Annotated in this window: 23 protein-coding genes and 1 pseudogene; 18 read left to right on the top strand and 6 right to left on the bottom strand. The window is 74.6% G+C overall.

The window, feature by feature from the left end:
- Positions 1 to 91 precede the first annotated feature (91 nt).
- The 4 genes from RTG05_RS00760 to RTG05_RS00745 all read left to right on the top strand — a co-directional run bounded on the left by RTG05_RS00760 (position 92) and on the right by RTG05_RS00745 (position 4,387).
- Positions 92 to 1,057, top strand: coding sequence for a substrate-binding domain-containing protein (locus RTG05_RS00760; RefSeq protein WP_166527041.1), 966 nt, complete (start codon positions 92 to 94; stop codon positions 1,055 to 1,057).
- A 49-nt stretch (positions 1,058 to 1,106) separates the two neighbouring features.
- Complete coding sequence (locus RTG05_RS00755; RefSeq protein ID WP_166527040.1) at positions 1,107 to 2,150, top strand: sugar kinase; 1,044 nt, start codon at positions 1,107 to 1,109, stop codon at positions 2,148 to 2,150.
- Positions 2,147 to 2,815 carry a bifunctional 4-hydroxy-2-oxoglutarate aldolase/2-dehydro-3-deoxy-phosphogluconate aldolase gene (locus RTG05_RS00750; RefSeq protein ID WP_315912186.1) on the top strand — a complete coding sequence of 223 codons (669 nt, stop codon included), beginning with the start codon at positions 2,147 to 2,149 and terminating at the stop codon, positions 2,813 to 2,815. Before RTG05_RS00755 ends, RTG05_RS00750 begins: the two co-directional genes overlap by 4 nt.
- A gap of 87 nt (positions 2,816 to 2,902) precedes the next feature.
- Positions 2,903 to 4,387 (top strand): mucin-5B, encoded by a 1,485-nt coding sequence (locus RTG05_RS00745; protein WP_166527039.1) that lies wholly within the window; start codon positions 2,903 to 2,905, stop codon positions 4,385 to 4,387.
- A gap of 96 nt (positions 4,388 to 4,483) precedes the next feature.
- Here the strand turns inward: RTG05_RS00745 and RTG05_RS00740 are convergent, their stop codons facing one another.
- The 3 genes and pseudogenes from RTG05_RS00740 to RTG05_RS00730 form a co-directional block, all read right to left on the bottom strand.
- Complete coding sequence (locus RTG05_RS00740) at positions 4,484 to 5,485, bottom strand: oxidoreductase (RefSeq protein WP_166527038.1); 1,002 nt, start codon at positions 5,483 to 5,485, stop codon at positions 4,484 to 4,486.
- Positions 5,482 to 6,048, bottom strand: a pseudogene (locus tag RTG05_RS00735) (peroxiredoxin family protein); the annotation flags it as partial. The gene RTG05_RS00740 and the pseudogene RTG05_RS00735, both read right to left, overlap by 4 nt.
- 130 nt (positions 6,049 to 6,178) lie before the next feature.
- Complete coding sequence (locus RTG05_RS00730) at positions 6,179 to 7,297, bottom strand: serine hydrolase domain-containing protein (protein WP_166527037.1); 1,119 nt, start codon at positions 7,295 to 7,297, stop codon at positions 6,179 to 6,181.
- Between the two features lie 133 nt (positions 7,298 to 7,430).
- Here RTG05_RS00730 and RTG05_RS00725 point away from each other — a divergent pair, with 133 nt between their 5' ends.
- Positions 7,431 to 8,129, top strand: coding sequence for a CHRD domain-containing protein (locus RTG05_RS00725; protein ID WP_166527036.1), 699 nt, complete (start codon positions 7,431 to 7,433; stop codon positions 8,127 to 8,129).
- Positions 8,126 to 8,743 carry a class F sortase gene (locus RTG05_RS00720; protein WP_166527035.1) on the top strand — a complete coding sequence of 206 codons (618 nt, stop codon included), beginning with the start codon at positions 8,126 to 8,128 and terminating at the stop codon, positions 8,741 to 8,743. Before RTG05_RS00725 ends, RTG05_RS00720 begins: the two co-directional genes overlap by 4 nt.
- 75 nt (positions 8,744 to 8,818) lie before the next feature.
- Here RTG05_RS00720 and RTG05_RS00715 read toward each other — a convergent pair whose 3' ends face one another.
- From RTG05_RS00715 to RTG05_RS00705, 3 genes are all read right to left on the bottom strand, one after another.
- Positions 8,819 to 9,916, bottom strand: a complete 1,098-nt coding sequence (locus RTG05_RS00715) for an alkene reductase (protein WP_315912185.1) — start codon at positions 9,914 to 9,916, stop codon at positions 8,819 to 8,821.
- A gap of 60 nt (positions 9,917 to 9,976) precedes the next feature.
- Positions 9,977 to 10,804 (bottom strand): LuxR C-terminal-related transcriptional regulator, encoded by an 828-nt coding sequence (locus RTG05_RS00710; protein ID WP_315912184.1) that lies wholly within the window; start codon positions 10,802 to 10,804, stop codon positions 9,977 to 9,979.
- A 112-nt stretch (positions 10,805 to 10,916) separates the two neighbouring features.
- Entirely contained in the window at positions 10,917 to 11,591 is a 675-nt protein-coding gene (locus RTG05_RS00705) for a LuxR C-terminal-related transcriptional regulator (RefSeq protein ID WP_315912183.1), read from the bottom strand.
- A gap of 441 nt (positions 11,592 to 12,032) precedes the next feature.
- Between RTG05_RS00705 and RTG05_RS00700 the strand changes: the two genes are divergently transcribed.
- The 12 genes from RTG05_RS00700 to RTG05_RS00645 all read left to right on the top strand — a co-directional run bounded on the left by RTG05_RS00700 (position 12,033) and on the right by RTG05_RS00645 (position 24,152).
- Positions 12,033 to 12,359: a TcmI family type II polyketide cyclase gene (locus RTG05_RS00700; RefSeq protein WP_166527033.1), complete on the top strand. Its 327-nt coding sequence runs from the start codon at positions 12,033 to 12,035 to the stop codon at positions 12,357 to 12,359.
- 28 nt (positions 12,360 to 12,387) lie between these two features.
- Entirely contained in the window at positions 12,388 to 14,097 is a 1,710-nt protein-coding gene (locus RTG05_RS00695) for an acetyl-CoA carboxylase carboxyltransferase subunit alpha (protein ID WP_166527032.1), read from the top strand.
- Positions 14,098 to 14,126: 29 nt separating this feature from the next.
- Positions 14,127 to 14,624, top strand: a complete 498-nt coding sequence (gene accB / locus RTG05_RS00690) for an acetyl-CoA carboxylase biotin carboxyl carrier protein (RefSeq protein ID WP_315912182.1) — start codon at positions 14,127 to 14,129, stop codon at positions 14,622 to 14,624.
- Positions 14,621 to 16,141 (top strand): acetyl-CoA carboxylase biotin carboxylase subunit, encoded by a 1,521-nt coding sequence (locus RTG05_RS00685; RefSeq protein ID WP_315912181.1) that lies wholly within the window; start codon positions 14,621 to 14,623, stop codon positions 16,139 to 16,141. The genes accB and RTG05_RS00685 overlap by 4 nt, the downstream gene beginning before the upstream one ends.
- Positions 16,105 to 16,365: an acyl carrier protein gene (locus tag RTG05_RS00680; RefSeq protein ID WP_166527030.1), complete on the top strand. Its 261-nt coding sequence runs from the start codon at positions 16,105 to 16,107 to the stop codon at positions 16,363 to 16,365. Before RTG05_RS00685 ends, RTG05_RS00680 begins: the two co-directional genes overlap by 37 nt.
- Before the next feature lie 12 nt (positions 16,366 to 16,377).
- Positions 16,378 to 16,884, top strand: coding sequence for an SRPBCC family protein (locus tag RTG05_RS00675; protein WP_166527029.1), 507 nt, complete (start codon positions 16,378 to 16,380; stop codon positions 16,882 to 16,884).
- Entirely contained in the window at positions 16,881 to 17,861 is a 981-nt protein-coding gene (locus RTG05_RS00670; RefSeq protein ID WP_166527028.1) for an ACP S-malonyltransferase, read from the top strand. Before RTG05_RS00675 ends, RTG05_RS00670 begins: the two co-directional genes overlap by 4 nt.
- Positions 17,858 to 18,292, top strand: a complete 435-nt coding sequence (locus tag RTG05_RS00665; protein ID WP_166527027.1) for a cupin domain-containing protein — start codon at positions 17,858 to 17,860, stop codon at positions 18,290 to 18,292. The genes RTG05_RS00670 and RTG05_RS00665 overlap by 4 nt, the downstream gene beginning before the upstream one ends.
- A 61-nt stretch (positions 18,293 to 18,353) precedes the next feature.
- A complete protein-coding gene (locus tag RTG05_RS00660; RefSeq protein WP_166527026.1) occupies positions 18,354 to 19,649 on the top strand; it encodes a beta-ketoacyl-[acyl-carrier-protein] synthase family protein in 1,296 nt (431 codons plus the stop codon).
- Positions 19,646 to 20,989 (top strand): beta-ketoacyl synthase N-terminal-like domain-containing protein, encoded by a 1,344-nt coding sequence (locus tag RTG05_RS00655; RefSeq protein WP_166527025.1) that lies wholly within the window; start codon positions 19,646 to 19,648, stop codon positions 20,987 to 20,989. The genes RTG05_RS00660 and RTG05_RS00655 overlap by 4 nt, the downstream gene beginning before the upstream one ends.
- Positions 20,986 to 21,327: an antibiotic biosynthesis monooxygenase gene (locus tag RTG05_RS00650; protein WP_315912180.1), complete on the top strand. Its 342-nt coding sequence runs from the start codon at positions 20,986 to 20,988 to the stop codon at positions 21,325 to 21,327. Before RTG05_RS00655 ends, RTG05_RS00650 begins: the two co-directional genes overlap by 4 nt.
- On the top strand, positions 21,324 to 24,152 hold the full coding sequence (locus tag RTG05_RS00645) for an FAD-dependent monooxygenase (RefSeq protein ID WP_315912179.1): 2,829 nt from the start codon (positions 21,324 to 21,326) through the stop codon (positions 24,150 to 24,152). Before RTG05_RS00650 ends, RTG05_RS00645 begins: the two co-directional genes overlap by 4 nt.
- The last annotated feature ends 21 nt before the right edge of the window (positions 24,153 to 24,173 follow it).

Below are 24,173 nucleotides of genomic sequence, written 5' to 3'. Positions count from 1 at the left end.
CTTCCCCAGCGCCCCTCCCGAACCCCCCAGGAGTTCGGCCACCCAGCTTCCCCACCACCCAGGACCCACGAAGGACGACCGGAGGACAGAGATGAAGCGAACCGTCTGCACCGCGGCAGCAGCCGCACTGGCGATCGGGCTCACCGGGTGCGGCGCCGAGGACACGGCGACCGCCTCGGCGCCGGCCGACGACGGCGGCTACACGATCGGCATGGCCAACTTCACGCTGGCCGCCCCGTACTTCCTGAGCATGTCCGAGGCGGTGCAGGCGGAGGCAGAGGCTGAGGGGGCCACCGTGGTGAGCACCGACGCCCGCGGCGATGCCACGCAGATGACCTCGGACATCGAGGACCTGCTGGCGCAGGGTGTGGACGGGATCATCATCAGCGGAGGCCCACTGGAGTCCGCCCCGGCAGCCCTGAACGCCATCAAGCAGGCCGGCAAGCCGGTGGTCCTCGTCGACCGGAAGTTCCCCGGCGAGTACACCAGCTGGATCGGCCCGGACAACGAGGCCATCGGCGTCCAGAGCGGCGAGTACATCGTCGAGCGACTCGGTGGGCAGGGCACCGTCGCCGTCATCAAGGGCGGACCGGCCGACAACACCATCGGGCTGAACCGCACCAACGGCATGCTGTCCGTCCTCGAGGACCAGCCGGGCATCACCGTGGTCACTGCGCCCGCCTTCGCCGGCTGGAGCTCCGACGGGGGTCTGGCCGCCATGGAGAACCTGCTCGCCAGCAACGACGGCATCAACGCGGTCTTCTGCGAGAACGACGCGATGTGCCTCGGGGCGCAGCGGGCCACCAGCGCCGCCGGTCGCGAGGACATCGTCGTGGTCGGCGTCGACGGTCAGAAGGAGGCGCTGAAGGCCATCATGGACGGCCCCAACTACGCCTTCACCAGTGTCAACGACGCGGACGCGATCGGCCGGGCCGGCCTGGACCGCATCCTCGAGGTCCTCGACGGCGCGGAGGTGGAGAAGGACACCGTCCTGCCGTCGGAGCCCGTCACGCAGGAGAACGCCGACGACCTCTACGACCCGAACAGCATCTTCTGATGCGGGCGCACCGGGTGCACTCGCCGAGCCGGCCGAGCCGGTGACAGCGGTGCGGACGGCGGCCGCGGTGCAGGCCGGGACGGGCGGTGGCGCACCTCCCGCAGCGGGGGACGAGCAGCACGGTCGCCGTCCGCCCGGGGCGCTGCTCCTGCTGGGGGAGGGCCTGTTGGAGGTCGGCCTGGACCCCGCCCGGGGGGACTGCCTCGGGCGGGGGTACGGCGGGGACGTCGCCAACGTCGCCGTCATGGCCGCCCACCTGGGTGCCGACGCCCGTCTCGTCACGCGCATCGGGGACGACGGCCCCGGACGCGCGCTGCACGAGTTCTGGGCGGAGGCCGGCGTCGACACCAGCGGCGTGCGGGTGGATCCCTCCGCAGCCACCGGGCTCTACGTCAACGAACGGCTGCCCGACGGCGGCCACCGCTTCGACTACTACCGGGCCGGCTCGGCCGCCTCGGAGATGACGGTCGAGGACGTCGGCGGTGGGGCGCTGCTGGACCTGTGGGCCCTGCACGTCACCGGCGTGTCGTTGGCCGTGTTGCCCGGTGCCCGCGGAGCGGTCTGGCGGACGGCCGAGGCCGCTCGACACACCGGCGCACTGGTCTCCTTCGGGGTCAACTACCGGCCGGGACTGAGCCCCGACCGCGACGAGGTGCTCGACTTCGCGCGCCAGGCGGACCTGGTCTTCCTCTCCGAGGAGGACGCGCTGCACCTGCTCGGCACCAGCGACAGCGGTCGGGTCCGGGCGGCACTGGGGTCGGGACCCGCGGAGGTGCTCCTGACCCGCGGCAGCGAGCCGGTGTGCGTCATGACCCGGGACGCCGCCGTCATGGCCGTCCCGCTCGAGGTGGACCCGGTGGACACCGTCGGCGCCGGGGACGCCCTGGCCGGTGCCTACCTGGCGCTGCGCGCGCGCGGCGCGAGCATCGAGGAGGCGGTGGACGTCGCCGTGGTGGCCAGCGCGCTGTCCTGCCGCCGCGCCGGCTGCGCCGCGTCGTACCCCACCGCGGACGAGGTCGAGGACGCACTGGTCGAGCGACGCGCGGACCGGGAGCTGGAGGCACTGCGCGCGGTGCCGGAGGGCGCCCGGTGACCGCGCCGGCGAGCACTGGTCCGCTCCCTCCCGCGGCAACGGGGCCCGCGCCGACCGCTGAGCAGGTCGCCCACCGCCTGTGGCGGGCCGGCGTGCTGCCCGTGCTCCGGACGCCCGAGCCGGACACCGCTCACGACGCGGTGCACCGACTGGCCCGGGCGGGCGTCACGGTCGTCGAGCTGACCGCGACCACACCGCAGTGGCCGGCTCTGGTGCGCGAACTGCGCGCCAGCCTGCCGGACCTGACCGTGGGGCTGGGGACCGTGCGCAGCTCAGACGACGCCGAGACCGCCGTGGCAGCAGGTGCGCACTTCCTCGTCACACCCTTCCCGGTACCGGGCGCGCGGGCGGTCAGTGCCGCGGCGGGTGTGCTCCTGGCCGAGGGCGCCTTCAGCCCCGGTGAGGTGGCGGCCGCCGCGGCGGGGGGCCTGGCCAAGCTCTTCCCCGCGCACGTCGGCGGCCCCGCCTACCTGCGGTCGCTGCTGGCGGTGCTGCCCGAGGCCCGCGTCATCCCCACCGGGGGGATCGGCCTCGACGCCGCGGACCAGTGGCTGGAGGCGGGTGCCTTCGCCGTGGGCGTCGGCGGCGCCCTGTTCGCCGGTGACCTCGACACCACAGCGGCCCGGCTGGCCCGCTACGACCGCGACCGGCTCGACCTCCACTGACCGCGTGGACCGCCGGTCCCGCTGCACCACCCCTCCTGCACGCACACCCGTACACGCACACCCACCGACACAGAGAGGTTGACGAGGATGACCGACAACCCGACCCGGAGCACCAAGCGTTCACGCGCCCGGAAGTTGGTCCTGCCCTGCATCGCCGCGCTCACCGCACCACTGCTCGCCGCAGGCGCAGGCCAGGCCGCGACCGCAGCCGAGCCGGAGGCCGCCGCGGGGGGCGGTGCGGTGGAGCGGCAGTGGCGACTGCAGCACCAGGAGAGCTTCGGCAAGCCGCTGCCCGGAGCCGACGCGCCGTGGACGGCCGAGGACCGCAGCACCAGACCGCCCTACAGCCTGTACGGCATGAAGTACGACGGCGGGGCGCAGTGGGAGGTGAAGTACGGGCCGGAGTACTTCGCCGAGTCGCTGGCCAGCTTCACCACCTACCGCAAGTCGTTCTCGTTCGGCAAGGACGGGTGGCTCACCGCGGAGCTGTCCGCCCGGGAGTCCGGTGGGGGCGACGGGGACAGCTTCACCGACACGGCGGACCGCCCCCAGGTCGTCTCCGAGGTGCTGCCCGGTGCCGGTCGGGTCGCCCGGCTGGACGTCCCGAGCCACACCGGCGGCGCCATCATCCGCTCCACCGAGCCGCTGCCCCAGGAGTACCGCATCGAGTACGACCTGAAGACCATCGACTTCGGCGGCGAGCGCAACGGGACCCTGGAGTACGACGGCAAGCTCAACGGCTACGCCACGGAGGGCTGCAAGACGCTGCACCCGTGGAACGCCACCGGTGGCAGCGACCCGGCAGCGGTGTGCGACTGGCCCTCCGTCCGCGAGGGGGTCCCCGGCTCACGCCAGCCCGGCGCCTACAACCAGTTCCACTTCCTGAGCATCATGGACGTCCTCCCGGTGCCGCAGAACAACGGCTGGCCGCACTTCCACCGCAAGATCATGATGGACGCCTTCAACCCCCACCCGGACCGCACCACCAAGGGCAAGGTGTGCAACTCCGACACCGGTGAGTACTACGACTATGACACCGAGAGCACTCGCAACGCGGTCAACATGCTCTGGCTCGGCCCGCAGACCGGCGCCACCCGCACGGGTGCGAACAACCGGCAGATGTTCGTCAGCAGCTGTGACGAGAACAGCATCGCGGGCACGCAGATCTCGGCGGCGGAGATGCAGCCCGAGCTGATGCCCAAGGAGGACTACACCTTCGCGATCGAGCGCACGAAGACCGGCTACACGATGGAGGTGAGCGGGAACTTCCGGCACGTGGGAGAGGAGACCTACCGCTTCAGCCGGGACTTCGTCGACGACAACGTGCTGGCCGGCAAGCTGGAGACCGACGTGCCCATCTGGCACTACAACGTGACGCCCGAGGAGTACGACGGGCGCTTCAACTCCTTCGTCGAGGAGAAGGGGCCCTTCGGCACCGCCCGGGTGGACGACATCTGGCCCGCCGGGTCCGCCTACCCGGACTACTTCTTCATCGGCGACGGCTACACCAACGTGGCCGAGGGCAATGCGACCATCGACGACATCAGGCTGTACGTGCCCAAGGACGCCTGACCGCACACCGCCCCGCGGGTGGCACGAACCCCACCCGCGGGGCGACGGTCGGGTGGCTGACGGAGACTGGCGCCGACCACTGCTCACCACACCAGCTCACTGGCTGGATCCCTGACCCCGACGCCTGCGATGGGGCTCGCGCCTCGCTGTGCGACGTCCGCTGGACAGCCCGCCGGGTGCGACCTCCAGCGGGATGCCGGTCGCGCGTGCGGAGACCTGCCAGAGAACGTCGATCTGCTCCTGCAGGCGGTGGCGGCGCAAGACCGGCCGGCGCACCGCGGGGCCGTGCGAGCCGTAGCGCGGCGCGTACAGCTCTCCGCCGCGGGCCCGCGGGTCGGTCACGGCCCGCAGCTGCGGCCGGGCGCCCTGGAACGGCGACATCCCCGACCGCGCGGTCAGCACCTGGAAGAACGCGCCCACCCAGCCGGCGCCGCCCTCCCGGGCCGCCCGTGTCTGCAGGTCGGTGTCGGTCAACCCCGGGTGCGCCACCAGCGAGAGAGCCGGAACGCCGGCCGCGGCGAACCGCTGCTGCAGCCCCAGCCCGAAGTGCAGGTTGGCCGTCTTCGACCGCGCGTACGCCGCCCACGGCCGGTAGCCGCGCAGCAGGTGCGGGTCGGCCGCGTCCAGCCGCCGGGCCCGGTGCCGTGCGGTGCTGGTCACGGTCACCACCCGCGCGGCCGACGCCCGCAGCAGCGCCGGCAACAGGTGCGCGGTCAGCGCCCAGTGCCCGAGGTGGTTGACGCCGAACTGCAGCTCGAAGCCGTCGGCCGTCATCCGCCGCGGCGTCGCCATCACCCCGGCGTTGTTCACCAGCAGGTCCACCCGCTCGTGCCGGTCGAGCACCGCACGCGCCGCGGCCAACACCGACGACAGGTCGCCGAGGTCCAGCGGCACCACCTCGACGGACGCCGTAGGGTGCGCGGCCCGCAGGCGGGTCACCGCAGCGGCCGTCTGGCCGGGGTCACGGGCGGCCATCACCAGGTGCGCGCCCGCGCGCACCAGCGCCATCGCCGTCTGCAGGCCGAGGCCGCCGTTCGCCCCGGTCACCACCGCCGTCCGCCCGGTCAGGTCCGGGATGTCCCGTTCGGTCCAGCTCACCCCTGAGGCGGTGGGTGCTCGGCGCGCCACTCGTCGAAGGCCGCCAGGAAGGACTCGGCCATCTGCTTCTCGGCCAGGAGCTGCTCGCGGTCGCGCTCGTCGACCATCCGCTCGGCCAGCGCGCCGGTGTTGAACGTGATCGCGCGGAAGTACGGGATGAACGACCCCGGCTGGAACGCCCGCTTCGAGGGCTCGGGATCGACGTCCGGCGGGTCCCAGGCGGCCGGGGCCGGCAGCGGGTCGAGCCCGAGCGCCTCGACGGCGGCCAGGACGGGCTCGTCGTCCGGACGGTCGGTGAAGTCCCGGGACAGCTCGTGGAACACCTCCCGGCCGTCCGGGGCCACCACCACGACGACGGGGCGGAAGATCGACGCGTCCTCGTCCCAGGCCCCCAGCGGCTTGGCCAGCCGGGTGCCGTCGGGGTCGCTGACCCAGCGGTAGGGCAGGTGCCAGGTGCGGTCCATCGCGAGCTGGACCTCGGGTGGGTCGGTGGAGGCGAGCACCACCTCGGCACCGGCGTCGGCGAGTCGGGACAGGGACCGGGCCAGGCGGACCGCCTGGGCGCAGCAGTAGGGCTACCAGTCGCCGCGCAGGCCGATCAGCACCAGGGCGGCGCGCTCGTCGGAGCGCAGGGCGAGCAGGTCGGCGGAGTCCACCCACCGACCCTACGAGCAGCCGTCCGCGGCCGCCGGGTCAACCGAGTGCCGCGTACACCGCGCGCACGTACGCCGCGCTGCGGTCCGAGCCGAGGACGCCGGGGGCCATCCGGTTCATCAGGTAGCTGATCGTCAGCCGGCGGTCCAGGTCCATGACCACCAGCGACCCACCCCAGCCGCCCCAGAAGAAGGTGCGCCCCTCCGGCACGTAGGGCACCAGCGGCGAACCCAGGCAGTAGCCGACGCCGAACCGGAACGGCGCGCCCAGCACCAGGTCCACCCCATCGGACTGCTGCTCGAAGACCGTCTCGACGGTCCGCGGGGACAGCAGGTCCGCACCCCCCAGGCTCAGCGTCCGCATCACCTGCAGCAGCCCCCGGGCGTTGGTGTGCCCGTTGAGCGCGCCCAGGTCGGCGCGGCGCCAGTCCGGTGAGTTGGCCGCCGCGGCCGACGCGAGCGGTGCGGTGAACGTCCGGTACGCCACCGACGCGGGGTCCAGCTCGCGCGGGTCACCCGAGGGCGGCGGCGGGACGACCGGGGCGATGCGGTCCCAGTCCGCCTCGCGGGCGCCGATCTGGAAGTCCGCGCCCAGCGGCCCGGCGACCTCCTCGGCCACGAACTGCCTGAGGGTGCGCCCGGTGACCCGCCGGACCACCTCGCCGACCAGGTGCCCCTGGTTGTTCGCGTGGTAGCCCGACGCCGTCCCCGGCTCCCACCAGGGCCGCTGCCACGCGAGCCGCTCGGTGGCGCCCTCCCAGTCGTACATGTCGCCGATCGAGAACGGCGGGTCCCAGCCGGAGACGCCCGACGTGTGCGACAGCAGGTGGCGCACCTCGACGTCCCGCTTGCCCTTGGCGGAGAACTCCGGCCAGTAGTCGCCCACCGGCGCGTGCACGTCGAGCTCCCCGCGGTCGACCAGCAGCAGCGCGGCCAGCGCGAGCACGCACTTCGTCGTCGACCAGCCGTTGACGAGGGTGTCCGCGGTCCACGGCGTCGTCCGCTCCACGTCGCGGTACCCGCCCCACAGGTCGACGACGGTCTCCCCGTCCAGGTCGACGGCGACCGACGCGCCCAGCTCGTCGCCGTCCAGTGCCAGCGACAGCGCCTCCCGCACGCCGGAGAAGCGGTCCTCGCAGCTGCCGTGCACCTCGGCCATCGGGCCCTCCCTCCCCGGGCGCCCCCGGACGCCGCGTGCCCCGATCAGACCACGCGGGCCCGGCGGTGAACGGCCGCGGCGCGGGCTCCGTAGACCCGGGTGACCGGCACCACCCTGCGAGTCAGGAGCTCCCATGTCCCGTTCGTCGCTCGTCCGCACCGCCGTCGTCGCCGGAGCCGCCGGGGCGCTCGCTCTCACCGGCGCAGGCACCGCCGCCGCCGAGACCGAGGTCCCCGAGCCGGCCTCCTTCACCAGCGCCTTCACCGCGATGGCCACCCCCGACATGGTGGTCGACCCCGACGGGGTGGTGACCCCGGGCGAGCCCGGCGCCACGGGCACGTTCACCTACCGGATCAACTCCGACACCGAGGTGATCTGCTACGACATCCGGCTGGACGGCGTGACCCCGCCCTACCAGAGCCCCGCCAAGACGGCGACGCACATCCACGAGGCCCCGGCCGGCAAGCCCGGCCCGCCGCGCATCGCGCTGCCCAACCCCGAGGACGACGGCAGCGGCCGGCTGGTCAGCACGGGCTGCCTGCAGGGCCCGTTCACCACCGGTGTGGCCCCGAACGGCACGGACACCGGTGAGGGCTTCACCCTCGACCAGATCGAGGCCGACCCGTCGGCCTTCTTCACCGACACGCACACCACGGCGTACGCCGCCGGCGCGGTGCGCGGCCAGCTGACGGCGGTGCCGGTGGGCGGCATCGCGACCGGTGCCGGCGGAACAGCGGACGACGGCGCGCCGGCCGGGCTGGTGGCCCTGGCCGGGGCCGCGGTCGTGGGCACCGCCGGCGCAGTCGCCCTGCGCCGGACCCGCCGGCAGTGACCGGTCGCGGGCCCCTGCGCACGCTCGCCGCGACCGTGGGGGCGCTGGTCGTCCTCACCGGGTGCGCGGGCGTGGCGCAGGCGCCCGCGGTACCCGCCGTCCCGGACCGGCCGGTGCCCGTGACCCCGGCGCCGGCCGCCGGCGGTGCGGTCGTGGCCGACCCGAGGGCCGCGCCCGAGCCGACGTCGGTCGCCGTCCCGGCCATCGGCGTCTCCTCGCCCCTGCTCGCCCTCGGCCTGACCGCGGACGGCGCCGCCGAGGTGCCCGCGGAGTTCGAGCGGGCCGGGTGGTTCACCGGCGGCGGCCGCCCGGGGGCCCGCGGGCCGACCGTGCTGCTCGGCCACGTGGACTCCACGGACGGCCCCGCGGTCTTCTACGACCTGCGTGAGCTGCGCCCCGGCGACGTCGTCGAGGTGACCGTCGCCGACGGCACCGTGGCCCGCTACGCCGTCACCGGGACCGAGCGGTTCGCCAAGGACGCCTTCCCGACCGCGGCCGTGTTCGGCGCGACCGCGGACGACGTCCTGCGGCTGGTGACCTGCAGCGGGGAGTTCGACCGCGGCGCCCGCAGCTACACCGACAACCTCGTCGTCACCGCGCAGCGCACCGGCTGACCCGGCCCGTGGCCTTCCGCGCGCGGAAGGCCCCAGGCGGCCTTTATCGCGACATTGGCTGCCGGGGGCCGGGCCCTAGCCGGCGCGCAGCGCCTCGAGGGTCGGGTAGTCGGTGTAGCCCTCGGCACCCGCGGCGTAGAACAGGTCCGACCGCGGCTCGTTCAGCTCGTGCCCGCCCGCCCACCGCTCGACCAGGTCCGGGTTGGCGATCGCGGCGCGGCCCACGGCGACGGCGTCGGCGTGCGCGGAGTCGATCAGCCGCACCGCCTCCTCGCGGGTGGTGACCGAGCCGAAGCCGCTGTTGGCGACCAGCGGGCCACCGAAGCGCTCGCGCAGCTCCTGCACCAGCTCCCCGGCCGGCTCGGCGTGCAGCACCGACAGGTACGCCAGGCCCAGCGGCCGCAGCTGGTCCAGCAGCGCCCCGTAGGTGGCGCGGACGTCGTCCCGCTCGGTCTCCAGCGCGTCCTGGATGTCGTGCTCCGGGGAGATGCGCAGCCCGACCCGGCCGGCGCCGACGGTCGCGGCCACCGCCCGCACCACCTGGACGACGAAGCGCGCCCGGTTGGCCGGGGAGCCGCCGTACTCGTCGGTGCGCCGGTTGGACGCCGGGGAGAGGAACTCGTGCAGCAGGTAGCCGTTGGCGCCGTGGATCTCCACGCCGTCCAGCCCGGCGTCGACGGCGCGCTTCGCGGCGGAGACGAAGTCCTGCAGCGTCTGTCGCGCCTCGTCGACGGTGAGCGCGTGCGGCACCGGGTAGCGCTGCCTGCCCCGCGACGTGTGGCCCTCGCCGTCGATGGCGACCGCGCTGGGGGCGACGACCCGGCGGCCACCGTTGACGTCGGGGTGGGTCACCCGGCCGCCGTGCATCACCTGCATGACGACGGTGCCGCCGCGGGCGTGCACCGCGTCGGCCACGCGGCGCCAGCCCGCGGCCTGCTCGTCGGTGACGATGCCGGGCTGGCCGACGAAGGCCTGCCCCTCGTGGTTCGGGTAGGTGCCCTCGGTGACGACCAGTCCGAGGCCGGCGCGCTGCCGGTAGTGCTCGACGACGAGGTCACCGGGGACGCCGGAGTCGCCGGAGCGCATCCGGGTCAGCGGGGCCATGACGACGCGGTTGGCGAGCTCGAGGTCGCCCAGGGTCACAGGGGAGAACAGGTCCACGTCCTGGTCCATCGCGGCAACGGGGGTGGACCATTCCGGCCCACCCCCGTCACGCCGATCACAGGGAGGTCGCTAGGCGGCCGGGGAGCTCTCCCGGGTGACCAGGATCGCCAGCTCCGTGCGCGAGCGGATGTCCAGCCGGCGCATCGACGCGGTCAGGTGGCTCTTGACCGTGGCGAGGCTGAGGAACAGCCGGCCGGCGATCTCCTCGTTGCTCATCCCCTGGCCCACCAGCTCCGCGACCTCCCGCTGGCGGCCGGTCAGCCGGTCCAGCGGGCCGAGGGCCGGCGCCGACACCGCCTGCGGGCCGGCCGTCAGGTGGCGCACCAGGTGGCTGGTGGCGGCCGGGTCCAGCGCCGCCTCGTCCCGGGCCAGGGCCCGGACGCCGTCCACCAGCCGCTGGGCACCCGAGCGGCGGGGCAGGAAGCCGCGGACGCCGGCCCGCAGGATCTCCACCAGCTCGGGCTCGGTGTCGGTCTCGGGCTCGGCGAGCACGAGGACGGCGGTGTTGTCGCACAGCTCGCGCAGCAGCGGCAGGGCGTCACCGGCGACCAGTCCCTGCCGGACGACGACGACCACGCTGCCCTCCCCGTCGGCGGCCTCCAGGGCCTCGGGCAGGTGGGTGGTCTCCGCGACCACCGCCATGTCGGGTTCGGCCTCGAGCACCACGCGCAGCCCGATGCGGAAGACCTCGCGGTCCTCGCAGAGCAGCACCGTCACCAGCGTCGTGGGCGTCCGGCAGGCGTGCGGGTGGACCGGGACCGGCCGGGCGGCCCGCGGTGTGGGCACGGCCGCCTCGAGGCCGCGCTGCTCGTGGTGTGTTCGTACGGGTGTGCTGACCAGGTACTGGTCCATGTCGTCCCCCTGCAACCGGCACCGATGGACCGGCACCGTCGACACGCGCCCGTCTCCTCCAGGCTGGAGTGACTCTAGCGTCAGATGTGCAGGTCGTGCTCAGCACGTTCCCAGACAACTCCCAGGAACGTAAGCTCTCCCTGCGCGGCGGACGGACTCACAGGCCCGCCGGCCGGACCCCGCGGCCGTTGCCGGGCCGGGTGCTCCGGTGCACGTGGATCGCCAACTGCGTCCGGTCGCGCAGGCCCAGCCGGCGCAGCGCCACCGTGATGTGCCCCTTGACCGTGGGCCGGCTGACCTCCAGCCGGGCCGCGATCTCGGCGTTGGTCAGGCCCTCGGCCACGAGCGAGGCCACCGCCTGCTGCCGGGCGGTCAGCAGCCCGTGCGGCGGCGCGTGCCCGCTGCCGTCGCCCGACCGCTGGCCCCGGTCCAGGCGGTGCAGCAGCTCCCCGGTCACGCTGGCGTCCAGGACGGTCTCGCCCCGGGCCACCGCCCGCACGCACTCGACCAGCCGTTCGGGGCTGACCGTCGTGTGCACGTAGCCGCGCGCACCCGCGCGCAGCACCTCCACCAGGTCGCTGCCGGCCCCGGCCTCCCCGAGCAGCACCACCCGGATGCCCTGGGCGGTCAGCTCGCGCACCAGGTCCTGCAGCACCGGACCCTGCCCGTCGAGCCCGACCAGGGTGACGTCCGGGCGGACCGTCGCGGCCAGCGCGAGCGCCTCGTCGACCCCGTCGGCCTCGGCCACGACGGACAGGCCGGGGATGCGGCGCAGCACGGTGCGCAGGCCGTGCCGGAGGACCTCGTGGTCGTCGCAGATCAGCACCCTCACCGGTGGACAGGAGTCGGAGCCCACCGGGCCGTCGCCAGTGCCATCCGGTTCGTCCATGAACCTGCTCCGCTCCTGACCCGGCCTCGGGAAGGGCCACCGGGTCGGTTCCGGAAGTTAGGCCTCAGCCGTCCCACCCGCCACACCCGTGTGCGAGGCGGCGCGCCCGACCTCGGCGAGTTCATACCCGGGTAGTGCGCCGGCCTCCTCCCTGACGCCGGGGTCCTCCACCTCGGGGTCCGGGTGACCGGTCCGCAGGGAGGAGGCGACCGGGCCGTCCGGAGGCCGTCCCCCCACCTCGTGGGGGTGGGTCGCAGACCCCCCCGTCCCCGTGGACCTGCCCCCGGGTTCGGACCTGCGGCCGATGCCCGCGGCCACCGGGCCGCCCTAGCGTCGAGACACCCCCGAGCCCTCACCGGGCCGCAGCGACGCTGGGAGTCCCCTGTGCACCAGACGATGATCATCGCCAAGATGGCGCCGACCGACGCGGACGCCGTCGCCTCCGTCTTCGGCCGCTACGACGCGACCTCCATGCCGCACGAGATCGGTGTGCGGCAGCGGTCGCTCTACCGCTTCCACGAGCTCTACGTCCACCTCATCGACTTCGACCGGCCGGCCGACGAGGCGATGAAGATCGCCCAGGCGCTGCCGGAGTTCCGCACCCACAGCGAGGACCTGCGGCCCTACATCGAGGCCTACGACCCGAACTGGAAGTCGCCGCGCGACGCGATGGCCAGCCGCTTCTACCACTGGACGTCGTCCGCGGAGTGAGCGGGACCCGGACGACTGGGAGGCCGTCATGACACGTTCCCCGGTGACCACGGCTGCCGCCGTCCCCGCCGGCACCGACCAGGCCGGATGGGTGTGCTGCCCCGACTGCGGGTGGCTGCTGTACCGCAAGCGGCTGGACCGCAACCTGCACGTCTGCCCCGAGTGCGACCACCACCTCCGGCTGGGCGCACGGGCCCGCATCGACCTGCTGGCCGACCCGGGCAGCTTCAGCGAGGTCGCCTTCCAGCCCGGCGCGCCGGACCCGCTGACCTTCACCGACCTGCGCGAGTACCCCGAGCGGCTGGCCGAGGCCGAGCGCCGCTCCGGGGAGACCGAGGCCGTGGTGGTCGGGATCGCCCGGATCGGCGGCGCCGAGACGGTCGTCGCGGTCATGGACTTCGCCTTCCTCGGCGGCAGCATGGGCGTCGAGGTGGGCCGCCGGATCACCGGCGCCGCCGAGCTCGCCCTGGAGCGCGGGCTGCCCCTGGTCACCGTCTGCGCCAGCGGCGGTGCCCGCATGCAGGAGGGCGTGTTCTCCCTCTTCCAGATGGCCCGCGTCAGCCAGGCGTTCGGCCGGCTGCACGAGGCCGGCCTCCTGTCGGTGTGCGTGCTCACCGACCCCACCTACGGGGGCGTGTCGGCGTCCTTCGCCACCCTCGCCTCGGTGCTGGTCGGCGAGCGCGGCGCGCACGTCGGCTTCGCCGGCCCGCGGGTGGTGCAGGAGACCATCCGCGCCGAGCTGCCGGCCGACTTCCAGACCGCGGAGTTCCTCCTCGCCCACGGCCTGGTCGACCGGGTGGAGACGCGCGCCGACCTGCGGCCGCTGCTGGTCCGCCTGCTCGCCCTGCACGGCGCCGGCGCGATCCTGGAGGCACCGGCCCGCCGGGACGCCGGGGACACCGTGCCCGAGGCGGGGGACGCCGACCCGTGGGACGTCGTCCAGAAGGCGCGCGACGTGGACCGGCCGACCACCCTGGACTACCTGCACACGGCCTTCGACGACTTCGTCGAGCTGCACGGCGACCGCGCCTTCGCCGACGACGCCGCCGTGGTCGGCGGGATCGCCTCCATCGGCGGGCGCACCGTCGTCGTGATCGGCCAGGAGAAGGGCCACACGGTCCGCGAGCGGGTGGCCCGCAACTTCGGGATGCCGCACCCGGAGGGCTACCGCAAGGCGATGCGGCTGCTGGACCACGCCGAGACCTTCGGGCTGCCGGTGGTGACCCTCGTCGACACCCCCGGTGCCCACCCCGGCCCGGAGGCCGAGCAGCGCGGCCAGTCGCACGCCATCGCCGAGACGATCATGCGCAGCAGCCGGCTGCGGGTCCCGGTCGTCGCCGTGGTCACCGGCGAGGGCGGCAGCGGCGGCGCGCTGGCGCTGTGCACCTCCGACCGGCTGCTGGTGCTGGAGAACGCCTACCTGTCGGTCATCAGCCCCGAGGGCTGCGCGGCCATCCTGTGGCGGACGGCGGTGGCCGCACCGACCGCCGCCCGGGCGATGCAGCTGGGCGCGGCGCACCTGCGGGAGTCCGGCATCGCCACCTCGGTGGTGCCCGAGCCCCCCGGCGGCGCACACACCGACCCCGCCGAGGCGGCCCGCCTGCTGCGCACGGCGCTGATCCGCGAGCTCGAGGACGTCTGCCGCCTCGACGTGGCGACCCTGCTCGACACCCGCGCCCGGCGGCTGGACCGCATCGGCGGCGACAGCAGCCGGGCCCTGCAGCCGGTGGAGGGGTGACCGTGTCCGCCAGCGAGCTCTCCCCGAGGATGAGCACCACCCCCGCCACCGGTCCGGCCGACGAGACCCGGGCCCTGCGCGACGAGGTCGTCGCGCTGGCCCACAGCCTGCCGAGCGGCCTGCGCCGGCTCACCGTGCGCGACGGTGAGCGGGCCATCGAGGTCGAGTGGGCCGCCGAGGTCCCGGTGACCACGGTGACGGTCCCGGCCGGGACCACCACCGCCCGCGACCTCCCGGTGGCGGTGGCCGACGCGGCAGCGGACGCGGCGGAGGGGACGGTCACCGTCCGCTCCCCCCTGGTCGGCACCTTCTACGCCGCACCCTCCCCCGGCGCGGACCCGTTCGTCCGCGTCGGCGACGAGGTCGAGCCGGGCCAGACCGTCGGGATCGTCGAGGCGATGAAGCTGATGAACCCGATCGTCGCCGACGAGGCCGGGGTGGTCGCCGAGGTCCTGGTCGGCGACGCGGAGTCCGTCGAGTACGACCAGGTCCTGCTGCGGCTGCGGCCCACGGGGCGGGCCCGGTGATCGGCCGCCTGCTCATCGCCAACCGCGGTGAGATCGCCGTCCGGGTCGCCCGCGCCTGCCGGGAGCTCGGCATCGAGGTCGTCGCCGTGTACTCCACCCCCGACCGGCACTCCGCGGTGGTCGAGATGGCCGACGAGGCCGTGCACATCGGGCCGGCCGCCCCGCGGCGCAGCTACCTGCACGTGGCCAACATCGTCGAGGCGGCCCTGCGCACCGGGGCCGACGCGATCCACCCGGGGTACGGGTTCCTCTCCGAGGACCCGGACTTCGCCGAGATCTGCGCCGCCGAGGGGCTGACCTTCGTCGGCCCGCCGCCGGCGGTGATGCAGCAGATGGGCAACAAGGCGACCGCGCGCCGGCTCATGGCCGAGGCCGGGCTGCCGCTGCTGCCCGGCGTCGTCGAGCCGGTGGGCACCGTCGACGAGGCCCGGGTGATCGCCGCCCGGATCGGCTACCCGGTGATCATCAAGGCCGCCGCCGGCGGTGGCGGGCGCGGGATGACCGTGGTCCGTGACCCCGCCGACCTGGCCGAGGCGTTCACCACCACCCGGGCCACCGCCCGCGCGGTGTTCCGCGACCCGGCCGTCTACGTCGAGCGGCACCTCGCCGGGGCGCGGCACGTCGAGGTGCAGGTCCTCTGCGACACGCACGGCTCCGGCGTGTCCCTCGGCGAGCGCGACTGCTCGCTGCAGCGGCGGCACCAGAAGCTGCTCGAGGAGGGGCCGGCCGGCCACCTCACCCCCGAGCAGCGCGCCGAGCTCGGCCGGCTGGCCGTGCACGGCGCCCTGTCCGTCGGCTACACCGGCGCCGGCACCATGGAGTTCCTGGTCGACGACACCGGGTCGGCCTTCTTCATGGAGATGAACGCCCGCATCCAGGTCGAGCACCCGGTCACCGAGCTGCTCACCGGCGTGGACCTGGTCCGCGAGCAGATCCTGGTCGCCGCAGGCCGGCGCCTGCAGCTGCGCCAGGAGGACGTCGTCCCGCGGGGGGCGGCCATCGAGTGCCGGATCAACGCGGAGGACCCCACCCGGGGCTTCGCCCCGGCGCCCGGCCGGCTCGACGTGCTGCAGGCGCCCGACGGGCCCTGGACCCGCTTCGACACCGGCTACCGCCAAGGCGACACGGTCAGCCCGGACTACGACTCGCTGCTCGGCAAGCTCGTCGTCTGGGCCCCCGACCGCGAGCAGGCCATCCGGCGGATGGATCGGGCGCTGGCCGAGATGCGGGTCGAGGGCCCCGGCGTGCACACCACCATCGCCCTGCACCGCGCCCTGCTGCGCGACCCCGACGTCGTGGCCGACCGGCACGACGTGCAGTTCCTCGACCGCGCGCTGCCCGACGTGCTCGCCCGGGCCGCCGCCCTCGCCGACGCCCCGGCCGCCGGCCTGCCCGCCGCCGCGCGCGGCTCGCTCTCCCTCGTCCAGACCCCGGCCGCGGACCCGCAGCCGGAGACCACCACACCGGAAGGACCCGAACCGTGCCCGACACGACCTTCACTCTCAGCGACCTCATGAGCCTGCTCTCCGAGAAGGCCGGGCTGCCCACGACGTCGCACACGACCGACCCGGACGCCCGCTTCTCCGACATCGGCCTGGACTCACTGGCGTTCCTGTCCATGCAGACCGAGCTGTCGGACCGCTTCGGCACCGAGATGCCCGACGACAACGCCGAGGGCTACACCCTCGGCGAGATCGTGGAGCGGGTCGACGCCGCCCAGCGCTCCGCCGGCATGGCCTGAGGGAGGTCCGACGTGAGCAGCACCACCGAGACCGCCGGGCACACCGAGAACTCCATCCACATCGACGCCCCGATCGACCACGTCTGGCGGATGACCAACGACCTGCCGGCCTGGCCGGAGCTGTTCACCGAGTACGCCTCGGTCGAGATCCTCGAGTCGACGGACAGCTACTTCAAGTTCCGGCTGTCGATGCACCCGGACGAGAACGGCAAGGTCTGGAGCTGGGTCTCCGAGCGCGAGCTCGACGAGGCCGCCCGCGAGGTCCGCGCCCGCCGGGTGGAGCCGGGGCCGTTCGAGTTCATGGACATCCGGTGGAACTACTCCCCCGAGGGCTCCGGCACCCGGATGGACTGGGTGCAGGACTTCCGGATGCGCCCGGAGGCCCCCATCGACACCGAGGGCATGACCAAGCGGATCAACGCCAACAGCAAGATCCAGATGGAGGTCATCAAGGGCAAGGTGGAGGCCGCGGCCGGCAAGGACGCCGGGGCCACCACGGAGGGCGAGCCGACGACGTGAGCGGGGGCCCGCCCGCCGTCGCCGTGGTCCTCGCCGGTGAGGCGGGTGTCCGCGCCGGCGCGGTCGACGCCTGGCTCGCCGACGACGCCGCCCGGCAGGTGGTGGACGAGGCCTCCGCCGTCGTGGGCCGCGACGTGGCGACCTGGTGGCGGGACCCGCTGGCCCTCAGCTGCGACACCACGGCGGCGCACGTCGAGGTCGTCGTCAGCGGGGTCGCCGGCTACCGCAGCCTGGTCGCCCGCGGCCTGCGACCGGTCGTCGTCGCCGGCCACGGGGTCGGCGAGTACGCCGCCCTGGTGGCCACCGGCGCCCTCCCGCTGGACCAGGCCGTCGAGCTGGTGCACTGGCGCGCGGAGCTGCTGTCACTGTCCCCGCGCCCGTCCTGCGCTGGCATGGCGGCCGTCGTCGGCCCCGGTGCGGCCGGGGTCGCCCGCACGGTCGTCGCGGACGTCGGCGGCGCCCTCGCCGTCGCCTCGGTCGACGGCCCTGCCCAGGTCGTGCTCGCCGGCGCGTGCGACGAGCTGGCCCGGGCGCGGGAGGCGGTGCACGCCGCGGGGCTGGACCTGGTCCGGCTGCCCGGGCGCACCGCCTGCCACAGCCCGCTCGTGGAGACGACCGCCCGGCACCTCGCCGCCGCGCTCGCCGACCTCGAGTGGTCCGAGCCCGACGTGCCGGTCGTGCCCAACGCCGACGGCCGGCCCACCCGGGACCCGCAGCAGCTGGCCCGGTGCCTGCGGGCCCACCTGACCTCGACGGTGCAGTGGGAGGCGACCTCCCGCGCGCTGGTCGAGGCCGGGGCGACGGCGGTCGTCGAGGTCGCCGCCGTCCCCGTCCTCGGACCCCTGGTCCGCCAGGTCCACCCCGACCTCCCGGTGCACCTCGCCGCCGGGCCCGGGACCCCCATCCCGACGACGTCCCCCACGACGTCCCCGGAGCCCGCCACCGCGGTGCCCGTCCCCACCGGAGGAGACTCATGACCACCATCCAGCACGCGCCGTCGGCCAAGATCCGCTGCGGCCCCACCGTCCACCGCGCCGACACGCCCCCCAACCGGCGCCGGGGCGGCGACATCCGCGTCCTGCTCTCCCCGGCCAGCGTCGGGTCCACCGCCGGCTTCATGGGCACCCTCACCCTGGAGCCCGGCGAGGTCGTCACCGAGCACTGGCACCCGTACTCCGAGGAGTTCCTCTACTGCCAGGAGGGCGACGTCCTGGTCACCCTGGACGGCGAGGAGCGTCGGCTGACCACCGAGTCCGCCGTGCACATCCCGATCGGCGTCAAGCACCGCATCGTCAACGACTCCTCGACCACGGCGACCTTCGTGTTCCTCTGCGGCCCGCTGGCGCCGCGGCCGGAGCTGGGCCACGTCGACACCGAGCCGTCGCCGGGCTCGATGGGCGCGCAGTGAGCACCGCGACGACCAGGCAGGACAGCAACGAACAGGACAGCGGACAGGACGGAGTGCAGCAGTGAGTGCAGGTCGACGGCGGGTCGTCATCACCGGGATCGGGGTGGTGGCGCCGGGGTCCATGGGCCGTGAGGGCTTCTGGGACATGATCACCGCCGGCCGGACGGCGACCCGCCGGATCAGCTTCTTCGACCCGAGCCGCTTCCGGTCGCAGGTGGCCGCCGAGGTCGACTTCGACGGCCGCCGGCAGGGGCTCACCGCCCAGGAGGTGCACCGCAACGACCGCTTCGTGCAGTTCGCGATGGTGGCCGCCGACGAGGCGGTCGCCGACAGCGGGCTGCGCATGGGGGTCGGCGGCGCGCCGGACGCGCCCGAGCCCGAGCGGGTCGGCGTCACCATCGGCAGCGCCGTCGGTGCCACCACCCGGCTGGAGGACGAGTACGTCCAGGTCAGCGACGCCGGCAAGCACTGGCTGGTCGACCCGCGCTACGCCTCGCGGTTCCTGCACCAGGCCCTGGTGCCCAGCTGCGCGGCCACCGAGGTGGCCGTCCGGTTCCGGGCCCAGGGCCCGGGGACGGTCGTGTCCACCGGCTGCACGTCGGGCATCGACGCGGTCGGCTACGGCAGCCAGCTGATCGAGGACGGCGACGCCGACGTGGTGCTCGCCGGCGCCAGCGACGCGCCCATCTCCCCGATCTCGATGGCCTGCTTCGACACCATCCGGGCCACGACGGGCAACAACGCCGACCCGGAGCACGCCTCCAAGCCCTTCGACGCCCGCCGCGACGGCTTCGTCATGGGCGAGGGGTCGGCGGTCATGGTGCTGGAGGAGCTGGAGCACGCCCAGAAGCGCGGCGCGGAGATCTACTGCGAGGTCACCGGCTACGCCAACCGCTGCAACGCCTTCCACATGACCGGCCTGCGACCGGACGGCATCGAGATGTCCGAGGCCCTGGACCAGGCACTGGCCCAGGGGCACATCGACGGCAGCGAGGTCGGCTACGTCAACGCCCACGGCTCGGGGACCAAGCAGAACGACCGCCACGAGACCGCCGCGGTCAAGCTCAGCCTCGGCCAGACCGCCTACAGCGTGCCGATGAGCTCGCTGAAGTCGATGGTCGGGCACTCCCTGGGCGCCATCGGCTCCATCGAGATCGCCGCCACCGCCCTGGCCGTGCAGCGGCAGGTCGTCCCCCCGACGGCCAACTACGAGGTGCCCGACCCCGAGTGCGACCTGGACTACGTGCCCAAGACCGCCCGCGACCACAAGGTCGACGTCGCCGTCTCCGTCGGCAGCGGCTTCGGCGGTTTCCAGTCGGCCATCGTGCTGGCCAAGCCCGATCGGAGGCCCGCATGAGCGACACCACCGTCATCAGCGAGGAGGGCGTGGTCACCGAGGTGGCCGGCACCGCCCGGGACACCGCCCCCCGGGGCCGCACGATCACCGCCCCCCGGCACGGCGCCACCCGGCTGCTGGTCACCGGCATCGGCGTGGTCGCCCCCACCGGCATCGGCGTCGAGGAGCACTGGCAGGCCCTGCTGCGCGGGGAGCTGGCGGTGCGGCCCATCGAGGGCTTCGACGCCGAGCAGTACGGGGTGACCGTCGCCGGTCAGGTGCGCGACTTCGACGCCGAGCAGTACATCGTCCCCCAGCTCAAGGTGCAGACCGACCGGTGGTCGTGGATGTCGCTGGCCGCGGCGACGCTGGCCGCGGAGGACGCCGGCTACATCCCGCCGGAGGAGGCCTACGCCACCTCGGTGTTCCTGGCCGCCGGCTCCGGGGGCAACGAGTTCAGCCAGCACGAGATCCAGCGGCTGTGGTCCAGGGGCCCGCGGTCGGTGGGCGCCTACCAGTCGATCGCCTGGTTCTACGCGGCCAGCACCGGCCAGGTGTCGATCCGCGACGGCTACAAGGGCCCCTCCGGCGTGGTGGTCAGCGAGGGCGCCGGCGGGCTGGACAGCATCGGCTGGGCCCGGCGCGTGGCCCGACGCGGCACGCCGGCGGTGCTGGTGGGCGGCACCGAGGCCGGCGTGACGCCGTACGCGCTGCTGTGCCAGGTCACCAGCGGGCGGCTGTCCACCGCGCCGCGCCCGGAGGACGCCTACAAGCCCTTCGACCGGCGGGCCAACGGCCAGGTCATCGGCGAGGGCGGGGCGATCCTGCTGCTCGAGGAGGCCGACGCCGCCGCCGGACGCGGGGCACAGCGGATCTGGGGCGAGGTCGTCGGCTACGCCGCCACCCACGACGCCCACCACCACGAGGACCCCGCCCCCGACGCCACCCAGTACACGCGGGCCATCCGGCTGGCGCTGGCCGACGCCGGCGTGGCGCCCGACGAGGTCGGGATGGTCATCGCCGACGGCGCGGGCATCCCCGAGCTCGACGCCCTGGAGGCCACCGCGATCACCGCGGTGTTCGGCGAGCGCGGCGTGCCGGTGACGGTGCCGTCGAGCTGGACCGGACGGCTGATGGCCGGCGGGTCGGCGCTCAACGTGGCCACCGCGCTGCTGGCCATGCGCGACGGGCTGGTGCCGCCCACCGGCAACGTCGAGGAGCCGGTGGAGTCCTACGGGCTGGACCTGGTGCGCGAGACGCGGGAGGCCGACCTCGACGTCGTGGTCGTCCTCGCCCGGGGCTTCGGGGGCTTCAACAGCGCCCTCGTGCTGCGCCGCCACCGGGCAGAGGAGGCGGCGTGACCGAGCCCGCGGCGGGCATCCGCACGATCCTGCGGATGCGCACCCGGGAGGGCTGCGAGGCGGAGTTCGAGGCGGCCTGGCGCCGGGCCGCCGCCGAGATCAGCCGGGTGCCGGGCAACCGGCAGCAGGAGCTGATCCGGGACGCCGACGACCCGCGCACGTTCCTCATCACCAGCGACTGGACCGACCGGGCCGCGGTGGACGCGTTCGGCCGCAGCAGCGCCCGGGAGAACCTCACCGAGGCGCTGCGGGACCTGCGCGAGGACGCCGGCCGCAACACCTACGAGGTGCTGGCGCGGATCCCGGGCGGACAGGGCCCGGCGGAGGGGGCGCCGTGACGGTGCCGGGGGGCAACGGCCGGGCGGCCGTGCGCACCATGCTGCGGATGCGCGCCCGGGAGGGCTGCGAGGAGCAGTTCGAGGCGGCGTGGCACCGGGCCGCGGCCGAGATCAGCCGGGTGCCGGGCAACCTGCGCCAGGAGCTGATGCGCGACGAGGGCGACCCGCGCTGGTTCGCCATCGTCAGCGACTGGACCGACCGGGCGTCGGTGGACGCCTTCGGCCGCAGCCCGGCCCGGGAATGGCTTCCCGAGTCAGTGCGCGACCTGCGCGAGGACGCCACCCGCTCGACGTTCACCGTGCTGGCCACGGTGGACGCCGCCGAGCGGGGTCGGCCGGTGCGCATCGACTTCTCCACCAGCGTCAAGCCCGGCGAGCAGGTGGCCTTCGAGCGCGCCTACAAGACGGTCACCGAGCGGATCGGGGACTCCCGCGGCTACGTGCGGGAGGAGCTGCTGCGCGACGCCGCCGGCCTGCGCTACCACATCTTCGCGGAGTGGGAGTCCGAGGACGACTTCGTGCAGTGGGTGGAGGACCCCTCCCACATGGCCGCCGGCGCCCCGCTGGCCCGCTGGCACTCCGTGGAGTTCCGCCGCGAGGTGCTGGAGATCCGGCAGCGGCCCGACGCCGACGCCGACTTCCCGCCCCTGGCCTCCCCCGGCGGGGACGTCGAGGTGGACCGGGTGCGCGTCGACACCGCCGTCGCCGTCGAGCCGTGGGAGGCCGAGGCCTTCGAGCTGGCCTACCTCGCCGCCGCCCAGCTGGCCCGCCGTGCCCCCGGGCACGCCCGCGAGGAACTGCTGCGCGAGCCCGACGGTCGGCGCTACCACGTCGTCGCCGAGTGGGACTCCGAGCAGCGGTTCACCGACTGGGCGGCGGAGCCGGCGAACTGGTCGGCCGGGCCGCTGGGCCGCTGGCTGGCCCGCGGCGAGGAGCGGCGGGTCTTCGCGCTGCGGGTGCGACCGGTGCCGCCGTCCGTCGCCGCCGCCGCCGGCGCGCAGGCCGCACCCGCGCCACCCGCCGTGCCCGAGGGCGTGCCCGCGACGCCGGAGCCGGACCTGGAGCTGGTGGCCGGGCAGCCGGTGACGGTGCCCAGCGCCAGCGTCGAGGAGTTCGTCGGCAAGCCGGAGGACGCCCCCGCGGTGACCACCGTGCTCGACCCGGCGGACGCGACCGAGCGCCCGGGCCGGCCGGCGGAGGTGCTCGTCGTCGGCGCCGGGCCCGCGGGGCTCACCCACGCCATCGAGCTGGCCCGCCGCGGCGTCGCCGTCCGCGTCGTGGACAAGCGCCCGCAGGCCTCCACCCAGGCGGACAAGGCGATCGGCATCCACTGCCGGACGATGGAGATCTGGGAGGACCAGGGCATCGTCACCGAGGCCATGGACGCCGGGATCTGGCTGTACGGGCAGACGGTGTTCGTCAACGGCGTGCAGACCCACCAGGTCGACTGGTCCGGCCTCGACGAGCTGCCCTACGCCCACCTCGGGCTGCCGCAGTACGACACCGAGCGCCTCCTCACCGGCAAGCTGACCTCGCTCGGCGTCCAGGTGGAGCGCGGCGTGGAGCTGGCCGCCTTCACCCAGGACGACGAGGGCGTCACCGCGCAACTGCGGCACGCCGACGGCGGGGTGGAGACCACCCGGGCGCAGTACCTGGTCGGCTGCGACGGGGCGCACAGCGCCGTCCGGTCCGGCCTGGGCCTGCAGTTCGAGGGCGGGCTGTCGATGTTCCCGCAGCTGTTCATGCTCGGGGACGTCGACGTCGACTGGGACCTGCCGGCCGGCCACCTGGTGCGCTTCGTGCGCATCGAGAACGAGGACGACTTCACCGGGATGCTGGTCTGCGTCCCGCTCAAGGGCCGCAACCGCTACCGGATCGCCACCCTGGCGCCGCAGAAGTGGCAGGACGCGGTCGGCTCCGGCGCCGTCCCGGCCGGGTTCTGGCAGGAGTACGAGCCGCCCACGCTGGCCGACGTGCAGGCCGCGATCGACGACCAGGGCCCGCCCGGGACCACGGCGAGCAACCTGCGCTGGTCGTCGATCTTCCGGATCAAGCACGGCATCGTCGACCGCTACCGCGAGGGGCGGGTGTTCGTCGCCGGCGACGCCGCGCACCTGCACCCACCGGCCGGCGGGCAGGGCATGAACACCGGGATCCAGGACGCCTGGAACCTCGGCTGGAAGCTCGCCCTCACCGTCCGCGGGCTGGCCGCCCCCGGGCTGCTGGACAGCTACGACGCCGAGCGCCGTCCCGCCGGGAAGATGATCGTCGACCGGGCCGTGTCGATCGCGTTCACCGACGAGATGGACATGGACGACGAGAAGGCCCAGTTCCTGCTCGAGATGCAGATGACCATGAACTATGCCGGCAGCCCGCTGGTCAGGGAGACCCCCGGCTTCCCCGCGGGCCCCGAGCCCGGGCACCGGGCGCCGGACGTGCAGGGCCTGCGGCGCTTCGGCGTGGCCCACCCGCTGCGGCTGTTCGACCTCACCCGCGGCACCCACTCGACGCTGCTCCTGCACGCCGACGCCGGTGCCTCGGAGGAGCAGCTGCTCGCCCTGGAGAAGCTGGCCGTGGGGGTGCGCCAGTACAGCCGCGGCGAGGTCGACGCCTACCTGGTCGCCGACCCCGACACCCGCGTGCCGCTGCTGGTCGACCTGCCCGTGGTCCGGGACGCCGACCGGGCGTTCGCGGCCGCCTACGGCACGACCGGCGCCGGGACGGCGGCCTACCTGGTCCGCCCCGACGGGCACGTCGGCTTCCGCAGCCGCCCGGCCGCGGAGGCCGCGCTGATGGACCACCTCGCCGGCGTCTTCGCCCCGTGACCACCCCTCCCGACCCCCTGG

This window comes from Geodermatophilus sp. DSM 44513 (genome assembly GCF_032460525.1).
GTDB lineage: Bacteria > Actinomycetota > Actinomycetes > Mycobacteriales > Geodermatophilaceae > Geodermatophilus.
Note: the sequence above shows the minus strand (reverse complement) of the source record. Positions and strands in the feature narration are given on the sequence as shown.